The 19,848-nt window shown below is 73.2% G+C and carries 17 protein-coding genes and 1 pseudogene; 12 read left to right on the top strand and 6 right to left on the bottom strand.

The features are described 5' to 3' along the window. Positions 1-51: 51 nt before the first annotated feature. The 11 genes and pseudogenes from C2142_RS31545 to C2142_RS31495 all read left to right on the top strand — a co-directional run bounded on the left by C2142_RS31545 (position 52) and on the right by C2142_RS31495 (position 12,287). Positions 52-324 (top strand): acyl carrier protein, encoded by a 273-nt coding sequence (locus C2142_RS31545; protein WP_148646228.1) that lies wholly within the window; start codon positions 52-54, stop codon positions 322-324. 12 nt (positions 325-336) lie between these two features. Then, positions 337-1,122 carry a 3-oxoacyl-ACP reductase FabG gene (gene fabG, locus C2142_RS31540; RefSeq protein ID WP_148646227.1) on the top strand — a complete coding sequence of 262 codons (786 nt, stop codon included), beginning with the start codon at positions 337-339 and terminating at the stop codon, positions 1,120-1,122. Between the two features lie 57 nt (positions 1,123-1,179). Beyond that, entirely contained in the window at positions 1,180-2,118 is a 939-nt protein-coding gene (locus C2142_RS31535) for an aromatase/cyclase (protein ID WP_148646226.1), read from the top strand. Between the two features lie 14 nt (positions 2,119-2,132). Then, positions 2,133-4,211, top strand: a pseudogene (locus tag C2142_RS41745) (SDR family oxidoreductase). A gap of 49 nt (positions 4,212-4,260) precedes the next feature. Further along, a complete protein-coding gene (locus C2142_RS31525) occupies positions 4,261-5,832 on the top strand; it encodes an acyl-CoA carboxylase subunit beta (RefSeq protein WP_148646225.1) in 1,572 nt (523 codons plus the stop codon). An 85-nt stretch (positions 5,833-5,917) separates the two neighbouring features. Further along, positions 5,918-6,880, top strand: coding sequence for an LLM class flavin-dependent oxidoreductase (locus C2142_RS31520; protein WP_148646224.1), 963 nt, complete (start codon positions 5,918-5,920; stop codon positions 6,878-6,880). Further along, positions 6,877-8,133, top strand: coding sequence for an MFS transporter (locus C2142_RS31515; protein ID WP_148646223.1), 1,257 nt, complete (start codon positions 6,877-6,879; stop codon positions 8,131-8,133). Before C2142_RS31520 ends, C2142_RS31515 begins: the two co-directional genes overlap by 4 nt. Further along, positions 8,130-8,723: an NAD(P)H-dependent oxidoreductase gene (locus tag C2142_RS31510; protein ID WP_148646222.1), complete on the top strand. Its 594-nt coding sequence runs from the start codon at positions 8,130-8,132 to the stop codon at positions 8,721-8,723. Before C2142_RS31515 ends, C2142_RS31510 begins: the two co-directional genes overlap by 4 nt. A gap of 151 nt (positions 8,724-8,874) precedes the next feature. Beyond that, positions 8,875-9,519 (top strand): antibiotic biosynthesis monooxygenase, encoded by a 645-nt coding sequence (locus C2142_RS31505; protein WP_148646221.1) that lies wholly within the window; start codon positions 8,875-8,877, stop codon positions 9,517-9,519. Positions 9,520-9,553: 34 nt separating this feature from the next. Further along, positions 9,554-10,855, top strand: a complete 1,302-nt coding sequence (locus tag C2142_RS31500) for a LuxR family transcriptional regulator (RefSeq protein ID WP_148646220.1) — start codon at positions 9,554-9,556, stop codon at positions 10,853-10,855. A gap of 253 nt (positions 10,856-11,108) precedes the next feature. Then, positions 11,109-12,287, top strand: a complete 1,179-nt coding sequence (locus tag C2142_RS31495; RefSeq protein ID WP_148646219.1) for an acyl-CoA dehydrogenase family protein — start codon at positions 11,109-11,111, stop codon at positions 12,285-12,287. Positions 12,288-12,418: 131 nt separating this feature from the next. On the opposite strand, the gene C2142_RS31490 is transcribed toward C2142_RS31495, so the two are convergent. Then, positions 12,419-13,108 (bottom strand): response regulator transcription factor, encoded by a 690-nt coding sequence (locus tag C2142_RS31490; protein ID WP_148646218.1) that lies wholly within the window; start codon positions 13,106-13,108, stop codon positions 12,419-12,421. 239 nt (positions 13,109-13,347) lie between these two features. Then, complete coding sequence (locus tag C2142_RS31485) at positions 13,348-14,016, bottom strand: TetR/AcrR family transcriptional regulator (protein ID WP_241002891.1); 669 nt, start codon at positions 14,014-14,016, stop codon at positions 13,348-13,350. Positions 14,017-14,296: 280 nt separating this feature from the next. Between C2142_RS31485 and C2142_RS31480 the strand changes: the two genes are divergently transcribed. Next, positions 14,297-14,956: a hypothetical protein gene (locus C2142_RS31480; RefSeq protein ID WP_148646216.1), complete on the top strand. Its 660-nt coding sequence runs from the start codon at positions 14,297-14,299 to the stop codon at positions 14,954-14,956. 87 nt (positions 14,957-15,043) lie between these two features. Here the strand turns inward: C2142_RS31480 and C2142_RS31475 are convergent, their stop codons facing one another. The 4 genes from C2142_RS31475 to C2142_RS31460 all read right to left on the bottom strand — a co-directional run bounded on the left by C2142_RS31475 (position 15,044) and on the right by C2142_RS31460 (position 19,639). Continuing rightward, on the bottom strand, positions 15,044-15,268 hold the full coding sequence (locus tag C2142_RS31475) for an acyl-CoA carboxylase epsilon subunit (protein WP_148646215.1): 225 nt from the start codon (positions 15,266-15,268) through the stop codon (positions 15,044-15,046). Between the two features lie 130 nt (positions 15,269-15,398). Then, complete coding sequence (locus tag C2142_RS31470) at positions 15,399-16,697, bottom strand: MFS transporter (protein WP_174315795.1); 1,299 nt, start codon at positions 16,695-16,697, stop codon at positions 15,399-15,401. A 291-nt stretch (positions 16,698-16,988) separates the two neighbouring features. After that, positions 16,989-18,347, bottom strand: a complete 1,359-nt coding sequence (locus C2142_RS31465; protein WP_241002890.1) for a beta-lactamase family protein — start codon at positions 18,345-18,347, stop codon at positions 16,989-16,991. Between the two features lie 284 nt (positions 18,348-18,631). Next, on the bottom strand, positions 18,632-19,639 hold the full coding sequence (locus C2142_RS31460; RefSeq protein ID WP_241002889.1) for an acyl-ACP desaturase: 1,008 nt from the start codon (positions 19,637-19,639) through the stop codon (positions 18,632-18,634). Positions 19,640-19,848: the final 209 nt, after the last annotated feature.

The raw sequence follows: 19,848 nt of genomic DNA, 5'->3' as shown, positions 1-19,848 counted from the left end.
GTGCGCCCCGGGCCCGCCCCGACAACACCCCCACTCACGAAAGGCCCGTCCATGCCCACCAGCAGTCCGTTCACCCTCGACGACCTCCGGCGCATCCTGCTGGAGGGGGCCGGCGCCGAAGACGGCGTCGACCTGACCGGCGACATCATCGACACCGAGTTCACGGCCCTCGGCTACGACTCCCTCGCGCTGCTGGAGACCAGCGGCCGCATCGAGCGCGAGTACGACATCTCGCTCGACGACTCCGCCGTGGCCGACGCCGCCACCCCCCGGGGTCTCATCGACACCGTCAACACGCAGCTCTCCGCTGCGTCGAACGCCTGAGGAGCACGGCAAATGACAGCGAACGGCGGACGGGTCGCCCTGGTGACCGGTGCGACCAGCGGGATAGGCCTGGCGGTCGCCCGGCAGCTGGCCGGCCAGGACCATCGGGTGTTCATCGGCGCCCGCAACGCCGAGAACGTGGCGGCGACCGTCAAGGAGCTGCGCGCCGAGGGCCTGGAGGTCGAGGGCGCCGCCGTCGACATCCGCAGCGACGAGGAGGTCAGGTCGTTCGTCCAGGCGGCCGTCGACCGCTTCGGCACCATCGACGTGCTCGTCAACAACGCCGGGCGCAGCGGCGGCGGCGTGACCGCGGACATCCCCGACGAGCTGTGGTACGACGTGATCGAGACCAACCTGAACAGCGTCTTCCGGGTCACCCGGGAGGTGCTGAACGCCGGCGGCCTGCGGGAGAAGAGCCGCGGACGGATCATCAACATCGCCTCCACCGCCGGAAAGCAGGGCGTGGTGCTGGGCGCCCCGTACTCGGCCTCCAAGCACGGCGTCGTCGGCTTCACCAAGGCGCTCGGGAACGAGCTGGCCCCCACCGGGATCACCGTCAACGCCGTCTGCCCCGGCTACGTGGAGACGCCGATGGCCCAGCGGGTGCGCCAGGGCTACGCGACGGCCTACGACACCAGCGAGGAGGCGATCCTGGCGAAGTTCGAGGCCAAGATCCCGCTCGGCCGCTACTCCTCGCCCGAGGAGGTCGCCGGCCTGGTCGGCTACCTCGCCTCCGACACCGCCGCCTCCATCACCTCCCAGGCGCTCAACGTCTGCGGCGGCCTCGGCAACTTCTGACCGGCCGGCCTCCCGGCCCCAACCGCCCTTCCTCCACCACCGATCGGAGCTGCGACCATGACGACCCGCGAGGTCGAACACGAGATCACCGTGCAGGCGGACGCCGTCGACGTCTACCGGCTGCTCGCCGAAGTCGAGAACTGGCCCCGGCTCTTCCCGCCGTCCGTCTACGTCGACTACCTCGAACGCGACGGGAACGAGGAGCGCATCCGGATCTGGGCCACCGCCAACGGCGAGGCCAAGAACTGGAGTTCGCGGCGGACGCTGGACCCGGACGCGCTGCGCATCCGGTTCTGGCAGGAGGTCCCGGCGCCGCCGGTGGCCGAGATGACCGGCACCTGGATCATCGAACCGCTCGGCGAGCGGGAGACCCGGGTGCGCCTGCTGCACACCTACCGCGCGATCGACGACAACCCCGAGGGCCTGAGCTGGATCGACGCGGCGGTGGACCGCAACAGCCGGGCCGAACTCCCGGGCCTGAAGGCCAACCTGGAGCTGTCGGCGCACGACGCCGAGCTCAGCCTCTCCTTCGAGGACAGCGTCCGGGTGGAGGGCGCGGCCCAGGACCTCTTCGACTTCGTCAACGAGGCGCAGCTGTGGACGGAGCGGCTGCCGCACGTCGACAAGGTCGAGCTCATCGAGGACACCCCGGGCCTCCAGACCCTGCGGATGGACACCCTGACCAAGGACGGCTCGACCCACACCACCGAGTCGGTCCGGGTCTGCTTCCCGCACCGCAAGATCGCCTACAAGCAGACCACGCTGCCCGCACTGCTGGCCCTGCACACCGGCTACTGGACCTTCGAGGAGGGCCCGGACGGCGTCACCACCGCCACCTCCCAGCACACCGTCGTGCTCGACGCCGCGAACATCGGCAAGGTGCTCGGCCCGGAGGCGGGCGTCCCCGAGGCGCGCCGGTTCATCCGCGAGGCGCTCGGCAACAACAGCCGCGCCACGCTGAACCACGCCAAGGAGTACGCGGAAGCGCGGCGCTGACCGTGGCGGGCCCACTGGACACCGACGTCATCGTGGTCGGGGCCGGCCCCGTCGGCCTCCTGCTCGCCGGTGAGCTGCGCCTGGCCGGAGCGCGGGTGACCGTGCTGGAGCAGCTCACCGAGCCGGCCACCGAGTCCCGGGCGTCCACGCTGCACACCCGCACGATGGAGATCCTCGCCGGGCACGGGCTGCTGGAGCGGCTCGGCCCCCTGCCGGGCGGCGGGCCGGGCCACTTCGGCGGCCTGCCGCTGGACCTGGCCGCGGCGGCCCCCGGCCACCGCCACGCCGGCCAGTGGAAGTGCCCGCAGGCGCACCTGGAGGCCGTCCTGTACGACTGGGCGACGGAGCTGGGCGCCCGGGTGCGGCGGGGGCACGTGGTGACCGGCCTGCGCTCGCGCGCGGACCGGGTCGAGGCCGGCTTCATCGCACTCGGCTCGAAGCCGGCCGTCCTGACCGCCTCCTACCTGGTCGGCTGCGACGGCGAGCAGAGCACCGTGCGCCAGCTGGCCGGGTTCGAGATGGACGGCGAGGACGGCGCCCTGGAGATGCTCCGGGCCGACCTCGCGGGCATCGACGTGCCGAACCGGCGGTTCGAGCGGCACCCGAACGGGCTGGCCACGGCCTTCCGCTGGCCCGACGGCACCACCCGGGTCATGGTGCACGTCCACGGCAGCCGGCCCGGACGGCGCACCGGCGCACCGGGACTGGACGAGGTGGTCGCGGCCTGGGCCACGGTGACCGGTGAGGACATCGGCGCCGGTACGCCGGTCTGGCTCAACGCCTTCGACAACACCGGGCGCCAGGCCACCCGGTACGTGAAGGGCCGGATCCTGCTCGCGGGCGACGCGGCCCACGTGCAGATGCCGGTCGGCGGGCAGGCGCTCAACCTCGGCCTCCAGGACGCCGCGGACCTCGGGTGCAAGCTCGCCGAGGAGGTCGCCCGGCCCGCCGCGGCCGGCGGCGCCGGCCAGCTGGACAGCTACCACGAGACCCGCCACCGGATCGGCGCCGCGACGCTGACCAACATCCAGGCCCAGGCCCGGCTGCTGCTCGGCGGCCCGGAGGTGGACGGGCTGCGGTCGGTCTTCGGCGAACTGCTGGAGATCGGCTCGGCCCGGCGCCACCTGGCACGCGCGATCAGCGGGCTCGGGCACCCGGAGCCCGCCGCCCCGGACGGCGGCCCACCGAGCGACGGCACCTGACCTCACGAACGGTTCCCACCGATCTCAACCCCAACCGATCCCAACCCCATCCGGGTTCACACCGGACCTACTTCACACCCATCCGACTTCACACCCGACCGAGTTCGACCCAGGAGAGGCACCATGAGCAGGCTCATCGGAAAGACCGCCCTCGTCACCGGCTCCAGCCGCGGCATCGGCCGCGCCACCGCCGTGCGGCTGGCCCGGGAGGGCGCGCTGGTCGCCGTGCACTACACCGCCGACGAGGCCGCGGCCGGGGAGACCGTCGAGCTGATCGAGAAGGACGGCGGCCACGGGTTCGCGGTCCGCGCCGAGCTGGGGGTGCCCGGCGACGTGCACGAGCTCTTCCTCGGCCTGGAGAAGGGCCTCAAGGAGCGGACCGGCGGGACGACCCTCGACATCCTGGTCAACAACGCGGGGGTGACCAGCGCGAGCGGCGTCGCCCCCGAGGACCTCACCCCGGAGGAGTTCGACCGCTTCTTCGCGGTGAACGCCAAGGCGCCGTACTTCATCGTGCAGCGCGCGCTGGGGCAGATCCCCGAGGGCGGACGGGTCATCAACATCTCGTCCGGCCTGACCAGGGTCTCCAACCCCGACCAGACCGCGTACGCGATGACCAAGGGGGCGATCGAGCAGCTGACCCTGCACCTCGCCCGGCAGCTGGCCCCGCGCGGCATCACCATCAACAGCGTCGCACCCGGGATCACCGACAACGGCGGCGCCGTCTTCGGCATCCCGGAGGCGGTCGAGCAGATGGCGCAGCTCTCGGCCTTCAAGCGGGTCGGCCAGGCCGGCGACGTCGCGGACGTGGTCACCTTCCTGGCCACCGACGAGGCCCGCTGGATCACCGGCGCCTTCATCGACGCCACCGGCGGCACCCTGCTGGGCTGAGCGGCCCCGAGGGTGACGACCGAACCGAACGAACTGGAGGTGGCCCGGCATGCCGACGACGGAGGTCTCCGGCAGCGTCTCGGAACGCACGGCACAACTCGGCGCGCTGAAGGAACTGGTCCGGGAGGGACCGGACCGGGAGGCGACCGAACGACAGCACGCACGCGGCAAGCTCACCGCCCGGGAGCGCATCGAACTCCTCCTGGACAAGGGGAGTTTCACCGAGGTCGAGGGCCTGCGGCGGCACCGGGCGAGCGGCTTCGGCCTGGAGGCGAGGAAACCGCACACCGACGGCGTCGTGACGGGCTGGGGCACGGTGGAGGGCCGCACGGTCTTCGTGTACGCCCACGACTTCCGGATCTTCGGGGGAGCGCTGGGCGAGGCGCACGCCGAGAAGATCCACAAGGTGATGGACCTCGCGATCGCCGCCGGGGCGCCGCTGGTCTCGCTCAACGACGGTGCCGGGGCCCGGATCCAGGAGGGTGTCCAGGCGCTCGCCGGCTACGGCGGGATCTTCCGGCGCAACACCGCCGCCTCCGGGGTCATCCCGCAGATCAGCGTGATGCTCGGCCCGTGTGCGGGCGGGGCCGCCTACAGCCCCGCCCTCACCGACCTGGTGTTCATGGTGCGGGAGACCTCGCAGATGTTCATCACCGGCCCGGACGTCGTCCAGGCGGTGACCGGCGAGCAGATCACCCAGAACGGCCTGGGCGGTGCCGACGTGCACGGCGTAACCTCCGGCGTCGCGCACTTCGTCTACGACGACGAGGAGACCTGCCTGGCCGAGGTCCGCTACCTGCTCTCCCTGCTGCCCTCCAACAACCGCGAGCTGCCGCCCCGGGCGGTCACCGCGGACCCGCCCGACCGCGAGTCCGGCGCCCTGCTCGACCTGGTGCCCGCCGACGGCAACCGCTCCTACGACGTGCGGGCCGTGATCGAGGAGATCGTCGACGACGGCGAGTTCCTGGAGGTGCACGCCGCCTTCGCCCCCAACCTGGTCTGCGCGCTGGCCCGGCTGGAGGGCAGGGTGGTGGGCCTGGTCGCCAACCAGCCCGCCGCCCTGGCCGGCGTGCTGGACATCAGGGCCAGCGAGAAGGGCGCCCGGTTCGTCCAGTTCTGCGACTCGTTCAACATCCCGCTGGTCACCCTGGTCGACGTGCCGGGCTTCCTGCCCGGCGTGGACCAGGAGCACGACGGCATCATCCGGCGCGGCGCCAAGCTGCTCTACGCCTACTGCAACGCCACCGTGCCACGGATCTCACTGGTCCTGCGCAAGGCCTACGGCGGTGCGTACATCGTGATGGACTCCCGCTCGATAGGCGCCGACCTGGCCTTCGCCTGGCCCACCAACGAGATCGCGGTGATGGGCGCCGAGGGGGCCGCCAACGTGGTCTTCCGCCGCGAGATCGCCGCCGCCGAGGATCCGGTGGCGATGCGCGCCCGGAAGATCGCCGAGTACCGCAGCGAGCTCGTCCACCCGTACTACGCGGCCGAACGCGGCCTCGTCGACGACGTGATCGACCCGCGGCAGACGCGGCCCCTGCTCTGCCGCGCCCTGGCCATGCTCACCGCCAAGGCCGCCGACCTGCCGCACCGCAAGCACGGCAACCCGCCCCAGTGACCCCACCGACCCTGCCCACCTCACCGACCCCGTCAACATCACCGACCCCGTCAGCACCACCGACACCGGATGGAGGAACCACGCCTTGGACGTCGGGCTGCTCTTCGACCTGCGCAACCCCGCGCAGTGGCACCGGCCGTGGGCCGACCACTACGCCCGGACCCTGGAACTCTGCGAGGAGGCCGACCAACGCGGCGCCGGCGGCCTGTGGTTCACCGAACACCACCTCTTCGAGGACGGCTACCTTCCTCAGCCGCTGACCTTCGCCGCCGCCGTCGCCGCCCGCACCCGCCGGGCCAGGATCGGCACCTCGGTGGTGCTGCCCGCCCTGCACAACCCCGTCGACCTCGCCGAACAGGCCGCGCTCGTCGACCTCGTCAGCGGCGGCAGGCTGGAACTCGGCCTCGGCGCCGGCTACCGGCTGCCCGAGTACCAGCTGTTCGGCGCGGACTTCCAACGACGCTTCGCCGGCACCGAACGGAACATCCGCGAGATCCTGCGCCTCTGGGAGGAGAAGGCCGTCACCCCCCTGCCGATCCAGGACCCGCCCCCGGTCTGGGGCGGCTTCTACGGGCCGCGCGGAGCCAGGATCGCCGGGCGCCTCGGCATCGGCCTGCTGCACATCTCGCACGCCATGTTCGGGCACTACCGGGAGGGACTGGCCGAAGGCGGCCACGACCCGCGGTCCGCGCGGGTCTCCGACCTGCTGCCCATCATCCTGGCGGAGGACCCGGAGGCGGCCTGGCACCGCGTGGCACCACACCTCGCCCACCAGGTGAACTCCTACCGCCAGGGATCGGTGGAGGGCACCGGCCGCAGCACACCGCTGCTCACCGCCGAGGACCTGCGCGATCCGAACGCCCAGGACACCCGGGGCCTGCTGGACATCCTCACGCCCGAGGACGCGGCCGTGCGCATCCGGGAGCTGACGAAGGACCTGCCCGTCAGGCACCTCATCTTCTGGGCGAGCATCGCCGGCATGCCGGACGACCTCGTCACGGAGAACATCCGACTGGTGACCGAGAAGCTCCCCCCACTGCTCCGATGACAGCCTCCACCTCGTCCACCCCATCCACCCCGTCCACCTCGTCCGCCACCGGGCCAGCCGCGGAGCCGGCGCACTGGGACGCACGGCTCTGGGCCGTCCTCCTCATCCTCTCGGCCAACATGATCCTCGACGCCGTCGAGGTCTCCCTGGTGCTCGTCGCCCTTCCGTCCATCGGCACCGCACTCGGAACGGACCTCTGGACGGTGCAGTGGCTGATGAGCGGATTCGCGCTCGGCTTCGCCGCCCTGCTCGTCCTCGGACCCAGGCTCAACGCCAGGCTGGGCCGCAAACGGGTCTACCTCGCCGCGATGCTGCTCTTCGCAGCCGCCTCCGTCGTGGGCGGACTCGCCGACGGCGCGGCCCTGCTGATCGCCACCCGGGTGGTCAAGGGCCTCAGCGCGGCGCTCACCGCCCCCACCGGCCTCGCCATCATCGGCACCACCTTCCCGAACGGACCGCAGCAGCGGCGGGCCGTCTCCACCTACTCCCTGTTCGGCGCGGCCGGCTTCACGGTCGGGCTGCTGCTGTCCGGCGCGCTCCTGGCGGCGGGCTGGCGCTGGACGTTCCTCTTCCCGGCACCGGTGGCCCTGGTCCTGCTGCTCCTCGGCCTGCGGCTCATCCCGCCCGACCGGGGCCCCGCCCCGGCGCCGCGGATCACGCCCGCACTCCTGCGCAGCGGCCCGCTGCTGCGCTCCGCCGTGGGCGCGGCCACGCTCAACGGCACCTACCAGAGCCTGCTGCTGCTGCTCGTCTTCCAGACCCAGCGCCAACTGGGCTGGTCCCCCTGGCAGTCGGCGGTCGCCCTGTTGCCGGCCTGCGTGCCGCTGGCCGTGACCGTGCCCTTCGCCGCGGCCATGACGGCGCGCTGGGGCACCGCCCGGCTGGTCGCCCTCGGCGCGGCCACGCCCGTCCTGGGCTACGCCCTCTACCTGTGGCGGCCCGACGACGGCTCGTACCTCACCGCGATGCTGCCGACCCTGCTCCTGGTCGGCGCGGGCTTCGTGCTCTCCTTCGCCGCCCTCAACATGCAGGCCACGGCGGCCCTCCCGGCCGCCGACCGGGCGGCGGCCGTCCCGCTCTACCAGACGGCCGTCCAGCTCGGCGCCGTGCTGATGCTCCCGGTCACCGCGTGGCTGCTGGGCTCCCGGCACGGCCACCGCCCGGCACTGCTCTTCATCACCGCGGTCGGTGTGGCCGGCCTGCTGGCCGCCCTGACCGGACTCCGCTCCTCTCACAGACAGGTCGAACCATGACAGCTGACCAGCTCTCACTCGCCGTCATCACCGCCAGCGTCAGGGCCGGGCGGCTCGGGCCGGCCGTGGCCGACTGGTTCCTGGCCCAGGCCAAGGAGCGCCCCGAGTTCGCCGTGCACGACGTCGACCTGGCCGACCACCCGCTGCCGCTCGTCCTGCCGGAGCCGGGCGGGGACCTCCCGGCAAGGGCGGCCCGGGTGCGTGACTCGCTGCGGGCCGTCCTCACGGCAGCCGACGCCTTCGTCGTGGTCACGCCCGAGTACAACCACAGCTTCCCGGCCGCCCTGAAGAACACCGTCGACTGGTTCTACGAGGAGTGGGCGGCCAAGCCGGTCGGGTTCGTCTCCTACGGCGGCCTCAGCGGCGGGATCCGGGCGGTGGAGCAGCTGCGGCAGGTGTTCGCCGAGGTGCACACGCTGACCGTCCGGGAGAACGTCGCGCTTCCCGACGCCGGGCGGCGCTTCGACGAGCAGGGCCGGCTGTCCGACCCGGAGCCGAGCGTCCGGTCGGCCAACCTGCTCCTCGACCAGCTCGGGTGGTGGGGCCGGGCCCTGCGCACCGCCCGCGGCGCGAGCCCGTACCCGCGCTGACCCCGGCCCCGCCAAAGCCCCCGGTACCCCTGCCGGCCCCGCCAAAGCCCCCGGTACCCCTGCCGGCCCTGGCAGCCCTGGCGCCCCTGCCGGCCCGGGTACGCCTGGCATCCCTGACACCCCGCGACCCCACCCCGGAAGGGGGACGGCAATGCCCCAGCAGAACTCGTCCGCACCGCCGGACGTCCGCCGTGCCGACAGCACGGCCGTCCACGTGGCCCAGTGGTACGTCCCCGGCCGTGCGGCCGGCGTCGAGGCCCTGGACGACACCGCGCGGCAGTGGCGGGCCGCCGCCTGGCCGGCCGGGATCCTCTCCGCCGGCGCCTACCTCGGCACCGACGGGGACACCGTGCTGACGTACGTCCAGACGGCCGGCCCCGGGGCGCACCGCGCCTTCACCGCGGGCCTGGCCGGCCTGGCCGGCGCCGCGACCGTCGAGTACATCCTGCACCACGCGATCGTGCTGGAGCCCGGAGCGCCGGCGCCGGCCAGCTTCGTCGTCGCCGGCTTCGACGTCGACGGCCCGGGCCCGCAGCGGCGCATCGTGGAGGCGATCACCGGCGCCCTCGAACGCGCCCCGGCCGGACAGCACCCCGGAATGATCTCGGCCAACTTCCACCTCAGCACCGACGGCACCCGCGTGCTCAACTACGCCGAGTGGACCAGCGACGAGGCGCACCAGGCGTTCCTCGACGGCGCGACGCGGACGGCGACCCTGCGCGCCACCCACGAGACGCCCGGCGTGCGCCCGATCGGCTTCAAGCGCTACCACCTGCGCCACGGCATCACGGCCTGAGGGACCGTCCCTCTCCTACCGAACGGAGTGCATCGTGAAGGGCGGCAGCGACCGGCCCGCGCAGCCGCGGACCGCCGGGGCACCGGTGGCGGGCCCGCGGCGCGACGGGGAGCCCGCCCCGGTCCGCACACACGTGCCGGGGGTCGTCCGCCCGGACGAGGGCGCACACGTCCCGCCCGGGGTGTCCGCGGCCCTGCACACCATCGGACTGGCGAACCGCGGGGAGAACCGCCCCCTCGTGGTGCGGCGGGCGGAGCGGGTGCTGGCCGTGGACGAGTGGCGGGCCGACCCGCGCTGTGTGTGGCCGGCCGTGCTGAGCCTGCTCCACGCCGGGGACACGGCCTCGGCCGGCGCGCACTGCGCGCGGCTGGTCCGGGACCCGCTCTGGACCGGTTCGGCCCGCCACCGCGAGACGCTGGCCCTGCTGCGGGCCCGGCTCGGCATGCTCTCCGGTGACGCGGACCGGGCCGCGCGGCTCCTGCGCGCGGTCCTCGCCTCCGGCCGGCCGGAGACACCCGGCCTCCTCGCGGCCGCCTGGCTGATCGAGGCACTGGTGCGGACCGGCGACCTCGACGGCGCGCACCGGGTGCTGCTGGAGCACGGGCTGGCCGGCCCGCTCGACGCCGGACACCCGGACGGGGCGGACGTCCTGGCCGCCCGCGGCGCGCTGCACCTGGCCGCGGGCCGGTTCCGGCACGGCATCGACGACCACCTGGCCTGCGGCCGGCTGCTGGCCTCCCGCGACGTCGCCAACCCCGCCGTCATCGCCTGGCGTTCGAGGGGCGCGCTCGGGGCGGTGGCCGCCCGTAGGTACGACCTGGCACTGGCGCTGGGCACGGACGAGCTCATCGCCGCCCGGAGGTGGGGGTCGGCCCGCGGCATCGGGACCGCCCTGCACGCCGTGGCCGTCTCGCGCCGGGACGAGACGTCCCCCGCACTGCTGGAGGAGGCCGTCGACCTGCTCGATCTGGCGGGCTCCCGCGGCGAGTTGACGCAGGCGCTCTACGACCTCGGGACGATGCAGGCCGAGCGGAGGGACGTGGCCGGCGGGCGGAGCCGGCTGGCGGCGGCCGGCGCGGTGGCGCGCACCTGCCGCAACGCGTTCTGGGCCCACCGGGCCGACTCCGCGCTGCGCATGAGCGGGCCGGACGGCGCCCCGCTCACCCGGCAGGAGGCCAGGATCGCGCAACTCGCCCGCGCCGGGTACAGCAACCGGCGGATCGCGGAGAGCCTCTCCCTGACCGTCAGAACCGTCGAGTTCCACCTGTCCGGCGTCTACCGCAAGCTCTCCATCTCCGGCAGGAGGGAACTCCTCGTGGCACTGGGCCAGTTCTGACGGCCCGCCGGGACCTGCGGGCCGCCCGCAGGTTCTCCGGACTTCCCTTGCCGCCCGCGGACCGGCGGTGCGAGGATCCGGACATCGGCTCGTCGACGGCGCTCCCGCCGTGACCTCCCGCGTGGCCAAGTCGCCCGCCGGACCACCGAATCCGAGATCCCCGCCCGCCAGAAACAGACCTGCGCCCGTCGCCCGGGACTCCGAGGACCGACGACGGGGGCATCCGAGTCACCCACACCGGGAGGAACCCATCATGTCAACCACCGTGCCAACCCGGGGCGATCTCGTCGAGGCGGCAGGGAAGCTGGTGCCCCTGCTGCGCTCCCGGGCGCTCTGGATCGACGAGAACCGCCGGCTGCCCCCGGACGTCATCGAGGCGGTCGAGGAGTCCGGGCTGCTCCGCATGCAGGTGCCCGCCCAGTACGGCGGATACGAGTCGGACGTGCGCTCGTTCGTCGACGTGCTGGCCGAGGTCGCCAAGGGCAACAGCTCGGTGGCCTTCTGCATGTCCATCTACGCCTCGCTGACCTGGATGGTCGGCCTCTGGCCGGACGAGGCCCTCGACGAGGTGTTCGCCCGGCCCCACGTCCGGGTGAGCGGCACGACGGCGGCCACCGGCACGGCGACCCGGGTCGACGGCGGCTATCTGCTCAACGGCAGCTGGGGATTCAACAGCGGTGTGCTGCACAGCCATTGGAAGATCACCGCGGCGATGCCCGAGGGGCCTGCGGGGGAGACCTTCCCGCTGTTCTCCCTCGTGCCGGTGGACGAGCTGGAGATCGTCGACGACTGGCACACCATCGGGCTCCAGGGCTCGGGCAGCGTGACCACCGTGGCGAAGGACGTCTTCGTGCCGGACCGGCGCGTGATCAGCGGCGCCGAGTTCTACCAGAACGTCTCCAAGTCGCAGGTGAACGCGGTGAAGCCCGCCTACCGGGTGCCGATGCTGGTCACCGCGACGGCGATGCAGACGGGCCAGCTCGTCGGTGCGGCCAAGTACGCCCTGGCGGCCTTCCTGGAGCGCCTCCCCGGCCGGCCGCTGACGTACACGAGCTACCCGAGCCAGCGGGAGGCGCCGGTCACCCACCTCCAGGTCGGCGAGGCGGCCCTGCTGGTCGAGGACGCCGAGGCGCGGGCCCACCGGTTCGCCGACCTGCTGGCGCGCAAGATCGACCGGGACGAGCCGTGGTCCCAGGAGGACCGGGTCTTCTCCCGGGTGCAGATCGGCTGGATCGCCAGGCAGGCCAAGCAGGCGGTGGAGATCCTGGCCGCGGCGAGCGGCGGCTCCTCGATCTTCCAGGACGTGCCGATCACCCGCATCCAGCGGGACGTCCACGCGACGTCCCTGCACTCCCTGATCACGCCGAGCACCAACATCGAGCTCTACGGCCGGCTCCTGAGCGGCCTGGAGCCCAACACGGTGTACCTGTGAGCCGCGGGCACGCGTGAGCGGATCACGTCCGCCCGCCGTGCGCGCGCACGCCCTGCCCGGGAGCGTGCGCGCGCACGGGGCCCGGCAGCCGGTCGGGGAGGCCGTCGGACGCGGTCCGGGCGTGCCGCCGGTCAGCCGAGGCCGACCCGGAACCCGACCCCGCGGACGGTGACGATCCAGCTGCTGCGCCCCAGCTTGTTGCGCAGCGAGCTGACGTGGGTGTCGACGGTGCGGCTCGCCTGGGCGCCCTGGGCCTGTGCCGGCGGGATCTCCCAGATCTCCGCCATCAGGCGCTGCCGGGTGACGACCACCTCGGAGTGCCGGGCGAGGTAGTACAGGAGGTCGAACTCCTTGCGGGTCAGCTCGACGGGCCTGCCGTACACCTGCACCTCGCGTGAGGCCGCGTCGATGCGGAGGGCGCCGATGGAGACGGTCGTCTTCGGGGCGGGCACCGGCTGGCGGGGCTCCCGGCGGCGCATGACGGCCTCCATGCGGGCCGCCAACTCGCGTATCTCGTACGGTTTGTCGAGGCAGTCGTCGGCGCCCGCCCGGAGGCCGAGGACGCGGTCCTGCTCGGTGCCGCCGTCGGTCAGCGCGATCACCGGGACGGGTTCGCCGCCGCTCTCACGGATTCTGCGGCAGACCATCAGGCCGTCCACGTCCGGCAGGTCGAGGTCGAGCAGGACGAAGTCCGCCTGCCGGTGGTTCTCCAGCGCGGCCGTCCCGGTGTGGACGGTGGTGACTTCGTGGCCGTACCGCTCAAGACTGCGGGTCAGGATCATCGCTTCGTGCTTCTGGGCCTCCACCACGAGGATTCGCACGGTATCTCCCTTGGGGTAGCACGGGTCGGATTGGTTTCACGGTCGCAAGCCCCATTGCCTGCCTCCCTGCCGGTCCGGGTGACCCCGCCTCGTACTGCTCGGCGGGGACGCCCCCGGACCGCTGTCGTCGGTTGCCGCCGGGCCGTTCCCACGCGCCGGGACGGGACGCGCCGGCCGGCTCCCGGGTTTCCGGGGTGCCGGAAGCCCGGGGCCGGTGCGCGGCCGCCGGTGTCCGCGGGTCAGGGGCCGGCGTGGAACGCCCGGAGGAACGTGCCCACCGCAGCGCCCGCAACGGCGCGCAGTTCGCTCTCCGGGACGGTGCGGGTGCCGAGCTGCGAGCGGGCCTCCATCGGCCCGGTGAGCAGGGCGAGGAACTGCTCGGCCGCCTCGACGGGATCGCAGATCCGCAGCCTGCCGGCGAGGGCGAGCCGGGCCATCCGGTCGGCCAGGCCCTGCCTGAGCCGGTCGGAGCCGAACCCGCGGACGATCTCCAGCAGTTCGGGGAAGCGGGTGATCTCCGCCTGGAGGAGCCGGCGCAGGGCCCAGGAGCGGGGATCACAACACTGGAGCAGCAGGCGGTAGCCCACGTCCTCCAGCCGGGAGCGGACCGGTTCGGCCCCCTCGCCGCACTCGAACGTCAACTCCTCCACGATGGCCAGGTTCTCGGTCATCACCGCGTCGGCGGTCGCCGCCAACGCGGCGTGGAAGAGGTTCTCCTTGTCGCCGAAGTGGTTGTAGACGGTGTGCTTGGCGACGCCCGCCACCTCGGCGATGCCGTCCATGCCCGCGCGGGCGTAGCCCTGGTCGGCGAACACGGTGAACGCCGCGCCCAGGATCGCCTGTCGCTTGTCGATGCGTCCCCGGGAGGCCGTCCGCCTGGCAGACGCCGATGTCGCAGTTCCGTCCACCCGCGCAGCATAACCGTCGGGTCGGCGGTTCTGCATCCATCAGTTCAATGCCGCTGACCGATTGGTTCCGTGATCTGCACTGATCAGTGCAAATTTCCCCGATGCCGGGCCGGTCCGGTGTCGTACACGTGAATTGACCTTTTCTGAAACGGAATTGACGTTCTTTTCAGAACCCTGAGCCGGGCTTCCTGGTCGCGGGTGACGGCCGGTCGGAGAATTGTCGGTACCACGCCGTGGCCCCGCGCCGTCGTGGAGCCACCCCGACCCGAGGAGCCCGAGAATGTCCGTCACCCCTGCCCAGCGGCCCGTCATCGAGAACCCGAAGAGCGACATCGTGCTGGTCGGGACGGTGCCGGCGGACGGCCGGGAGCAGCCGGAGGTCGCGCGGGCCGTCGTCGCGCACTGGGAGTCCAGCCCCTGGCCCGCCGAACTGCTGTCACTCACGGCCTACACGAGCAGCGACGGGGGGCCGGTGCTGACGTACGCCCAGTGGTCCTCGGAGGAGGCGCTGCAGCGGTCGCTGGGGGAGAAGGGCGGGATCTCCGACCACACGGGTGCCGGCACCGGTGCACCGGCGCCCGTCGCCTACCGGCTGTACCGCGCGGTGCACGGGGGCGGGGTCGCCGGCCCGGCCCCCGTCGCCGAGTCCTTCCCCGTGGCCTTCTTCGGCGCGGAGAACGACCAGGCCGCCCGTGAGTGGATCGACGGCCTCCTGGCAGCCGAGGAGAGGACCGAGGGCGAGGATCGTGACTACCCGGGCGGGATATCCGCGAACATGCACATCAGTGTCGACGGGACGAGCATCCTCAGCTTCTCCGAGTGGGTGTCGGAGGCCGAGGCGGTCGCCCACATCGAGGCGGTCTGGGAGCCGGTGCTGAAGGAGCTCGGCGGCACCGGCACCCTGTACCGGCACTACCGCAGCCTCTTCCCGGAAGCCTGAGCGGGTCCGGGCGGTCCGAGCGACCCGAGGAGCGGCGCGGCCCGGCCCACGCCCTCCCGGGCGGAGGCCGGGCCGCACCGGGACGGCTCAGCCGTCGGCGCGCTGGTACGTGCGCCAGACCCGGGGGGCGTCGAAGAGGTACACCCGCTCCAGGCGGCGCCACCGGGCCGTCGGCGCCGGTTCGTCGGCAGGCGGCGGGCCGGCGCCGACGGCCGCACGGGCGAGCAGGACGGCGACCACCGCGGCCAGCTCGTCGGGGGACGGATCGCCGCGCTCCACGCGGAGCAGGCGGGGATCGTTCGGCCCGGTCATCGCAACGCCCTTCCGGTCGGGGGGTGGTGGAGCCGGCCCGGGAGAGCCGGCCGGAGAGTGGCGGACGACGCGGGGGCCACCGAGGCCACCGAGGTCACCGTGGTCTCGGATGCTCCTGAGGCCACGGCGGTCACCGCAGGGCCCGCACGTCGTCGGGTGCGCCGGGGTCGCCGGCCTCCTGCCGGCCGCCGGACGGACCGTCGCGCCCCGGCTCCCGCCCGGCCCGGTCGCGCCGCTCGTACCCGAGGGCGCAGACCGCCGCGGCCGCCGAGCCCAGCCCGCCCAGCACGAGCCCGGAGCGCGCACCCCAGTGCTGGGCCAGCCAGCCGACGCCCAGGGCGCCCAGCGGCGTGGACCCCTGGAGGATCAGGGTGTAGAGCGCCATCACGCGACCGCGGTACCGCGGGTCGCTGCCGAGCTGGACGCGGTGGTTGGCGGCCTGCGCGAAGTGGATGGCCGTGAAGCCCACCAGGAACAGCAGCACGGCGGCGACGGCGAACGAGGGCGCCCACCCCGTCAGGCCTTCCAGCACCCCGAAGGCGAGCGCGGATCCGGCCACCAGGTGGCCCGACGGCCGGCGCCGGCGCCCGGTGGTGGCCAGCGCCGCGACGAGTGAGCCGGCCGCGAAGGCGCTGGACAGCAGCCCGAAGGAGGCGGCGTCCGCGTGGAAGACCGTCTTGGCCAGCAGCGGAAGGGTGAGCTGGAAGTTCATGCCGAACAGGCCGACCGCGGCGACCAGCGCCAGGGCCAGCAGCAGGTCCCGGCGTCCCGAGACGTAGCGCAGGCCGTCCCGCACCCGCGGGTGGGCGTCCGTGCGCGGGCCGCGCCTCAGCTCCGCCGGGCGGATCAGACGCAGGGTCGTCACCGTGACCAGGTAGCTGAGCGCGTTGACCAGCATGACCCAGCCGGTGCCCAGCGCGGTGAGGAGGAGCCCGGCGAGCGCCGGGCCGACGACGCGCGCGGTGCTGAAGTAGGCGGCGCTGAGCGCCGAGGCGTTCGGCAGCAGCTCGGCGCCGACCATCTCGCTCACGAAGGAGAGGCGGGTCGGGACCTCGACCGCGTTGACGACGCCCAGGCCGAGCGCCAGCCCGTAGACGTGCCAGAGCCGGACGTCGTGCGCGAGCACCAGCAGCGACAGCACCAGGGCGAGCGCACCGGCCGCCAGGTTGGCCACGGTGAGCAGCAGGCGCTTGTCGTGGCGGTCCGCGAGCCGGCCGCCGTGGAGGGTCAGCAGCAGCACCGGGGTGAACTGGAGCGCGGTCACGGCGCCCAGCGCGGGGCCGGAGTTGCCGGTCAGGTCGAGGACCAGCCAGTCCTGGGCGACGACCATCATCCAGGTGCCCGCCGCCGAGACGATCTGGCCGGTCGCGAAGAGGCGGAAGTTCCGGACCGTCAGGGAGCCGAAGGCACGGCCGATCAGCCTGGTCATGGGCGGGCGGTCGCGTTCGGGGCTCGCCGCGGCGCGGCGGCGCAGGTCCTGTGCACGGCGGGTACCTCCCCCTCGGGACGACAACGGGCCGGATCTCCGTTCCAAGCCTCCACGGGACGCGGTCGCCGCTCAAGGCGCGGAGGTTCAGGACTCGGTCAGGTTCGGCAAGTCCTGTGCCGCCGTGTCCGGCAACCGCCAACCGGAGGTCAGGGCGTCGTCATCGCGGCCCGCACCGCCCTCCGCGGGCAGGTGCGGGCCGCCGGGCCCCCGCGGGCCGCGACCGGCGGCGGTCTACTTCGTGGCGGGGATGAAGAAGACGTTGTCGGGTGTCACGATCTTGGTGATCGCCTGTCCGAAGAGGGTGCTCGGCTCGATGCCCTCGTGGAGGATGTCGGTGTTGAGGAGCACGACGAGCGTCGCGCCCGTCTCGGGCATGTGGAGGACGAGGCTCTCGTACCCGGGCAGTGAGCCGTTGTGCCCCACCCACCCCTGGACACTGAAGATGCCGAGCCCGTAGCCCGCGCCGGGGAGGCCGGTGGACAGGTACCTGGTGCGCTGCTCCTGCGTCTCGGGCGAGAGCAGCGTGCCGTCCGCGAGGTCCTTGGCCCAGCGCTTCATGTCGTCCAGGTCGGAGATCATCGCGCCGGCGGCCCAGCCCCAGCTCGGGTTCCAGTCCGTGGCGTCGACCGTCGCGCCGTTCAGGGTCTGGTTGGTGTACCCGTGTGCGTGCGGGGACGGGAACTCGGCCCCTGCGGGGAACACGGTGTCGTCGAGGCCGCTCGGCTTCGTGACCCGGTCGTGGATGAACTCGGCCAGCGGGATGCCGCTCACCTTCTCGACGACCAGGCCGAGCAGGATGTAGTTGCTGTTGTTGTACTGGAACTGCGTGCCCGGCGCGGCGACGTTGGGGTGCTTGTACCCGTACGCGAGCAGTTCCTCGGGGGTGAACGGCCTGGTGGGGTTCGACTCCAGCGCGGTGACGAAGCCCGGGTCGGAGGAGTACGGGAAGAGGCCGCTGCGCATCTCCGCGAGGTTGCGCACGGTGATCCGGTCGCCGTCGGGGACGCCGCTCACGTAGTCCGAGATCGGGTCGTCGAGCCCGACCAGCCCGTCGTCGACCAGCTCCAGCACGGCGGTGGCGGTGAAGGTCTTGGTCACGCTGCCGATCCGCATGAAGAGGTCGTCGGACATGGGGGCGCCGGTCTTCTTGTCGGCGACGCCGAAGGAGCGGACGTACCGGCCCTTGCCCGGCAGCCACAGGCCGACGGAGACACCGGGAACGCCCGTCTGGTTCATCACCTGCTTGACGGCCGCGTCGAGCTGGGCCGCGAGCTCGGGGCTCAGCTCTTCCTGCGTGCAGTCCTCGTCGGAGCCGGCGTCGTCCCCGGCGTCGGAGCTGACGTCGGTGTACCGGCCGCGGTCGCCGCGGTGGTCGTCCCCGCGGGCGTGGCCGTGTCCGTGGTGGTGTCCGTGGCCGTGCCCGTGGCGGTGGTCGCGTCCGTGGTCGTGTCCGTGGGCGGTCACCAGGGCGGGCGCGGCCGCGCTCGCGGGTATCGCCCCCACCGGGAGGAGTCCGGCGACGGTCATCGCGGCCACTGCCAGGCCACGGTGGGCCGTCGTCCTGCGTCGGTGGGAAAGCGGTCGGGTCATCTCGATGGTCCTCGTTCCGGGTTGCGTCCAGCTCTTGAGGAGATCGTCGGCGGCAAACGCCCGCCACGACGACCCTGACGGGCTGTCCGGGTGACGAGGGGTCGGCAACCGGTCCGGATACCAGGAGGAGGCCCGGCGCGCGCGGCCTGCGCGGGCCGGGCCCGGGGCCCGGCCGGGGCGCTCGGGGGAGGTCGGGCCTGGTCAGGGGCGGTCAGGAGGCGACGGTGGCCCCCGAAAGGGTGACCACGTGGTCGAAGCGTCCGTCGAGGTGTACCGACGGTGTGTCACCGGCCGGCCCACCGGTCGTGCCCGCCGCCGCTCGCACCAGGGTCGGATCCGCCGGCCGCCGCGGCGCGGCGGGCGAGGAGCGCGGCCCGGCGCTCGTCGAACCTGGCGGCCTGGGCGGTCAGGGCGTCCAGGTGGTCGCCGAGCTGCTGCTGGGCCCTCAGCCCGTCCGGGCCGAGCCCGGCCGTCTCCATGATCCTGAGGTGACGGAGTACCGGCTGGAGGACGTCGTCGTGGTGGATACGGAGGTTGTAGACGCCGCCGAGCGCGATCCGGGCGGCGGCCCGTTCGAAGCCCGGCATGCCGTGGCCGGGCATCCGGAAGCCGGTCACGACCTCGGCCACCGCCTGCATCGCCTGGTCGGGGGCGAGTTCGAGCGCGGCCTTGAGCAGGTTGCGGTAGAAGACCATGTGCAGGTTCTCGTCGTTGGCGACCTGCGCCAGCATCCGGTCGCACACCGGGTCGCCGGACTCGTGGCCGGTGTTGCGGTGCGAGACGCGGGTGGCCAGCTCCTGGAAGGCGACGTAGGCGACCGTGTGCAGCGGCGAGTGCCCGTTGTCGGAGACGAAGCCGTTGCGCATGTGCGACATCCGGGCCCGCTCCAGGGCCGCCGGGTCCACCGCGCGGGAGGCGAGCAGGTAGTCGCGCAGCACGATGGAGTGCCGGGCCTCCTCCGCGGTCCACTGGTGCACCCAGGTGCCCCAGGCGCCGTCACGGCCGAACAGGGTGGCGATCTCGTGGTGGTAGCTGGGCAGGTTGTCCTCGGTCAGCAGGTTCACCACCAGCGAGACCCGGCCGACCTCGGTCAGCGGCGACTGCTCGGGCGACCACGGCTCGCCGCCCAGCGGTCCGTCGAAGTCCCGGCCCCGGCCCCAGGGCACGTACTCGTGCGGCATCCACTCCTTGAACACCCGCAGGTGACGGTTGAGCTCCCGCTCGACCACCTCCTCCAGGTCGTGCAGCAGCCGGGCGTCGGACAGGGCGGTGCGGGAGGAGGTGATGCTCACAGGTGCCAGCTTCCGGGACGTGGGTCGAAACCTACGGTTGCGTAGGTAGCGTCACCGTAGGTGGGCCGCCGGGCGCTGTCTGGGGTCGTTCGGCCCTTTCCGCGCACGCGCCGCCACGGTCCGGCCGGGACCAACGGCCCCGGAGGTCCCGGGACCAACGGCGCCCGAGCCGCCGGGCACAGGGCCGGGCGGGGCCGGTGACGGGGGCC

Source organism: Streptomyces sp. CB01881, from assembly GCF_002953255.1.
Classification (GTDB): Bacteria; Actinomycetota; Actinomycetes; order Streptomycetales; family Streptomycetaceae; genus Kitasatospora.
This window is presented reverse-complemented; position numbering and strand designations above follow the sequence as displayed.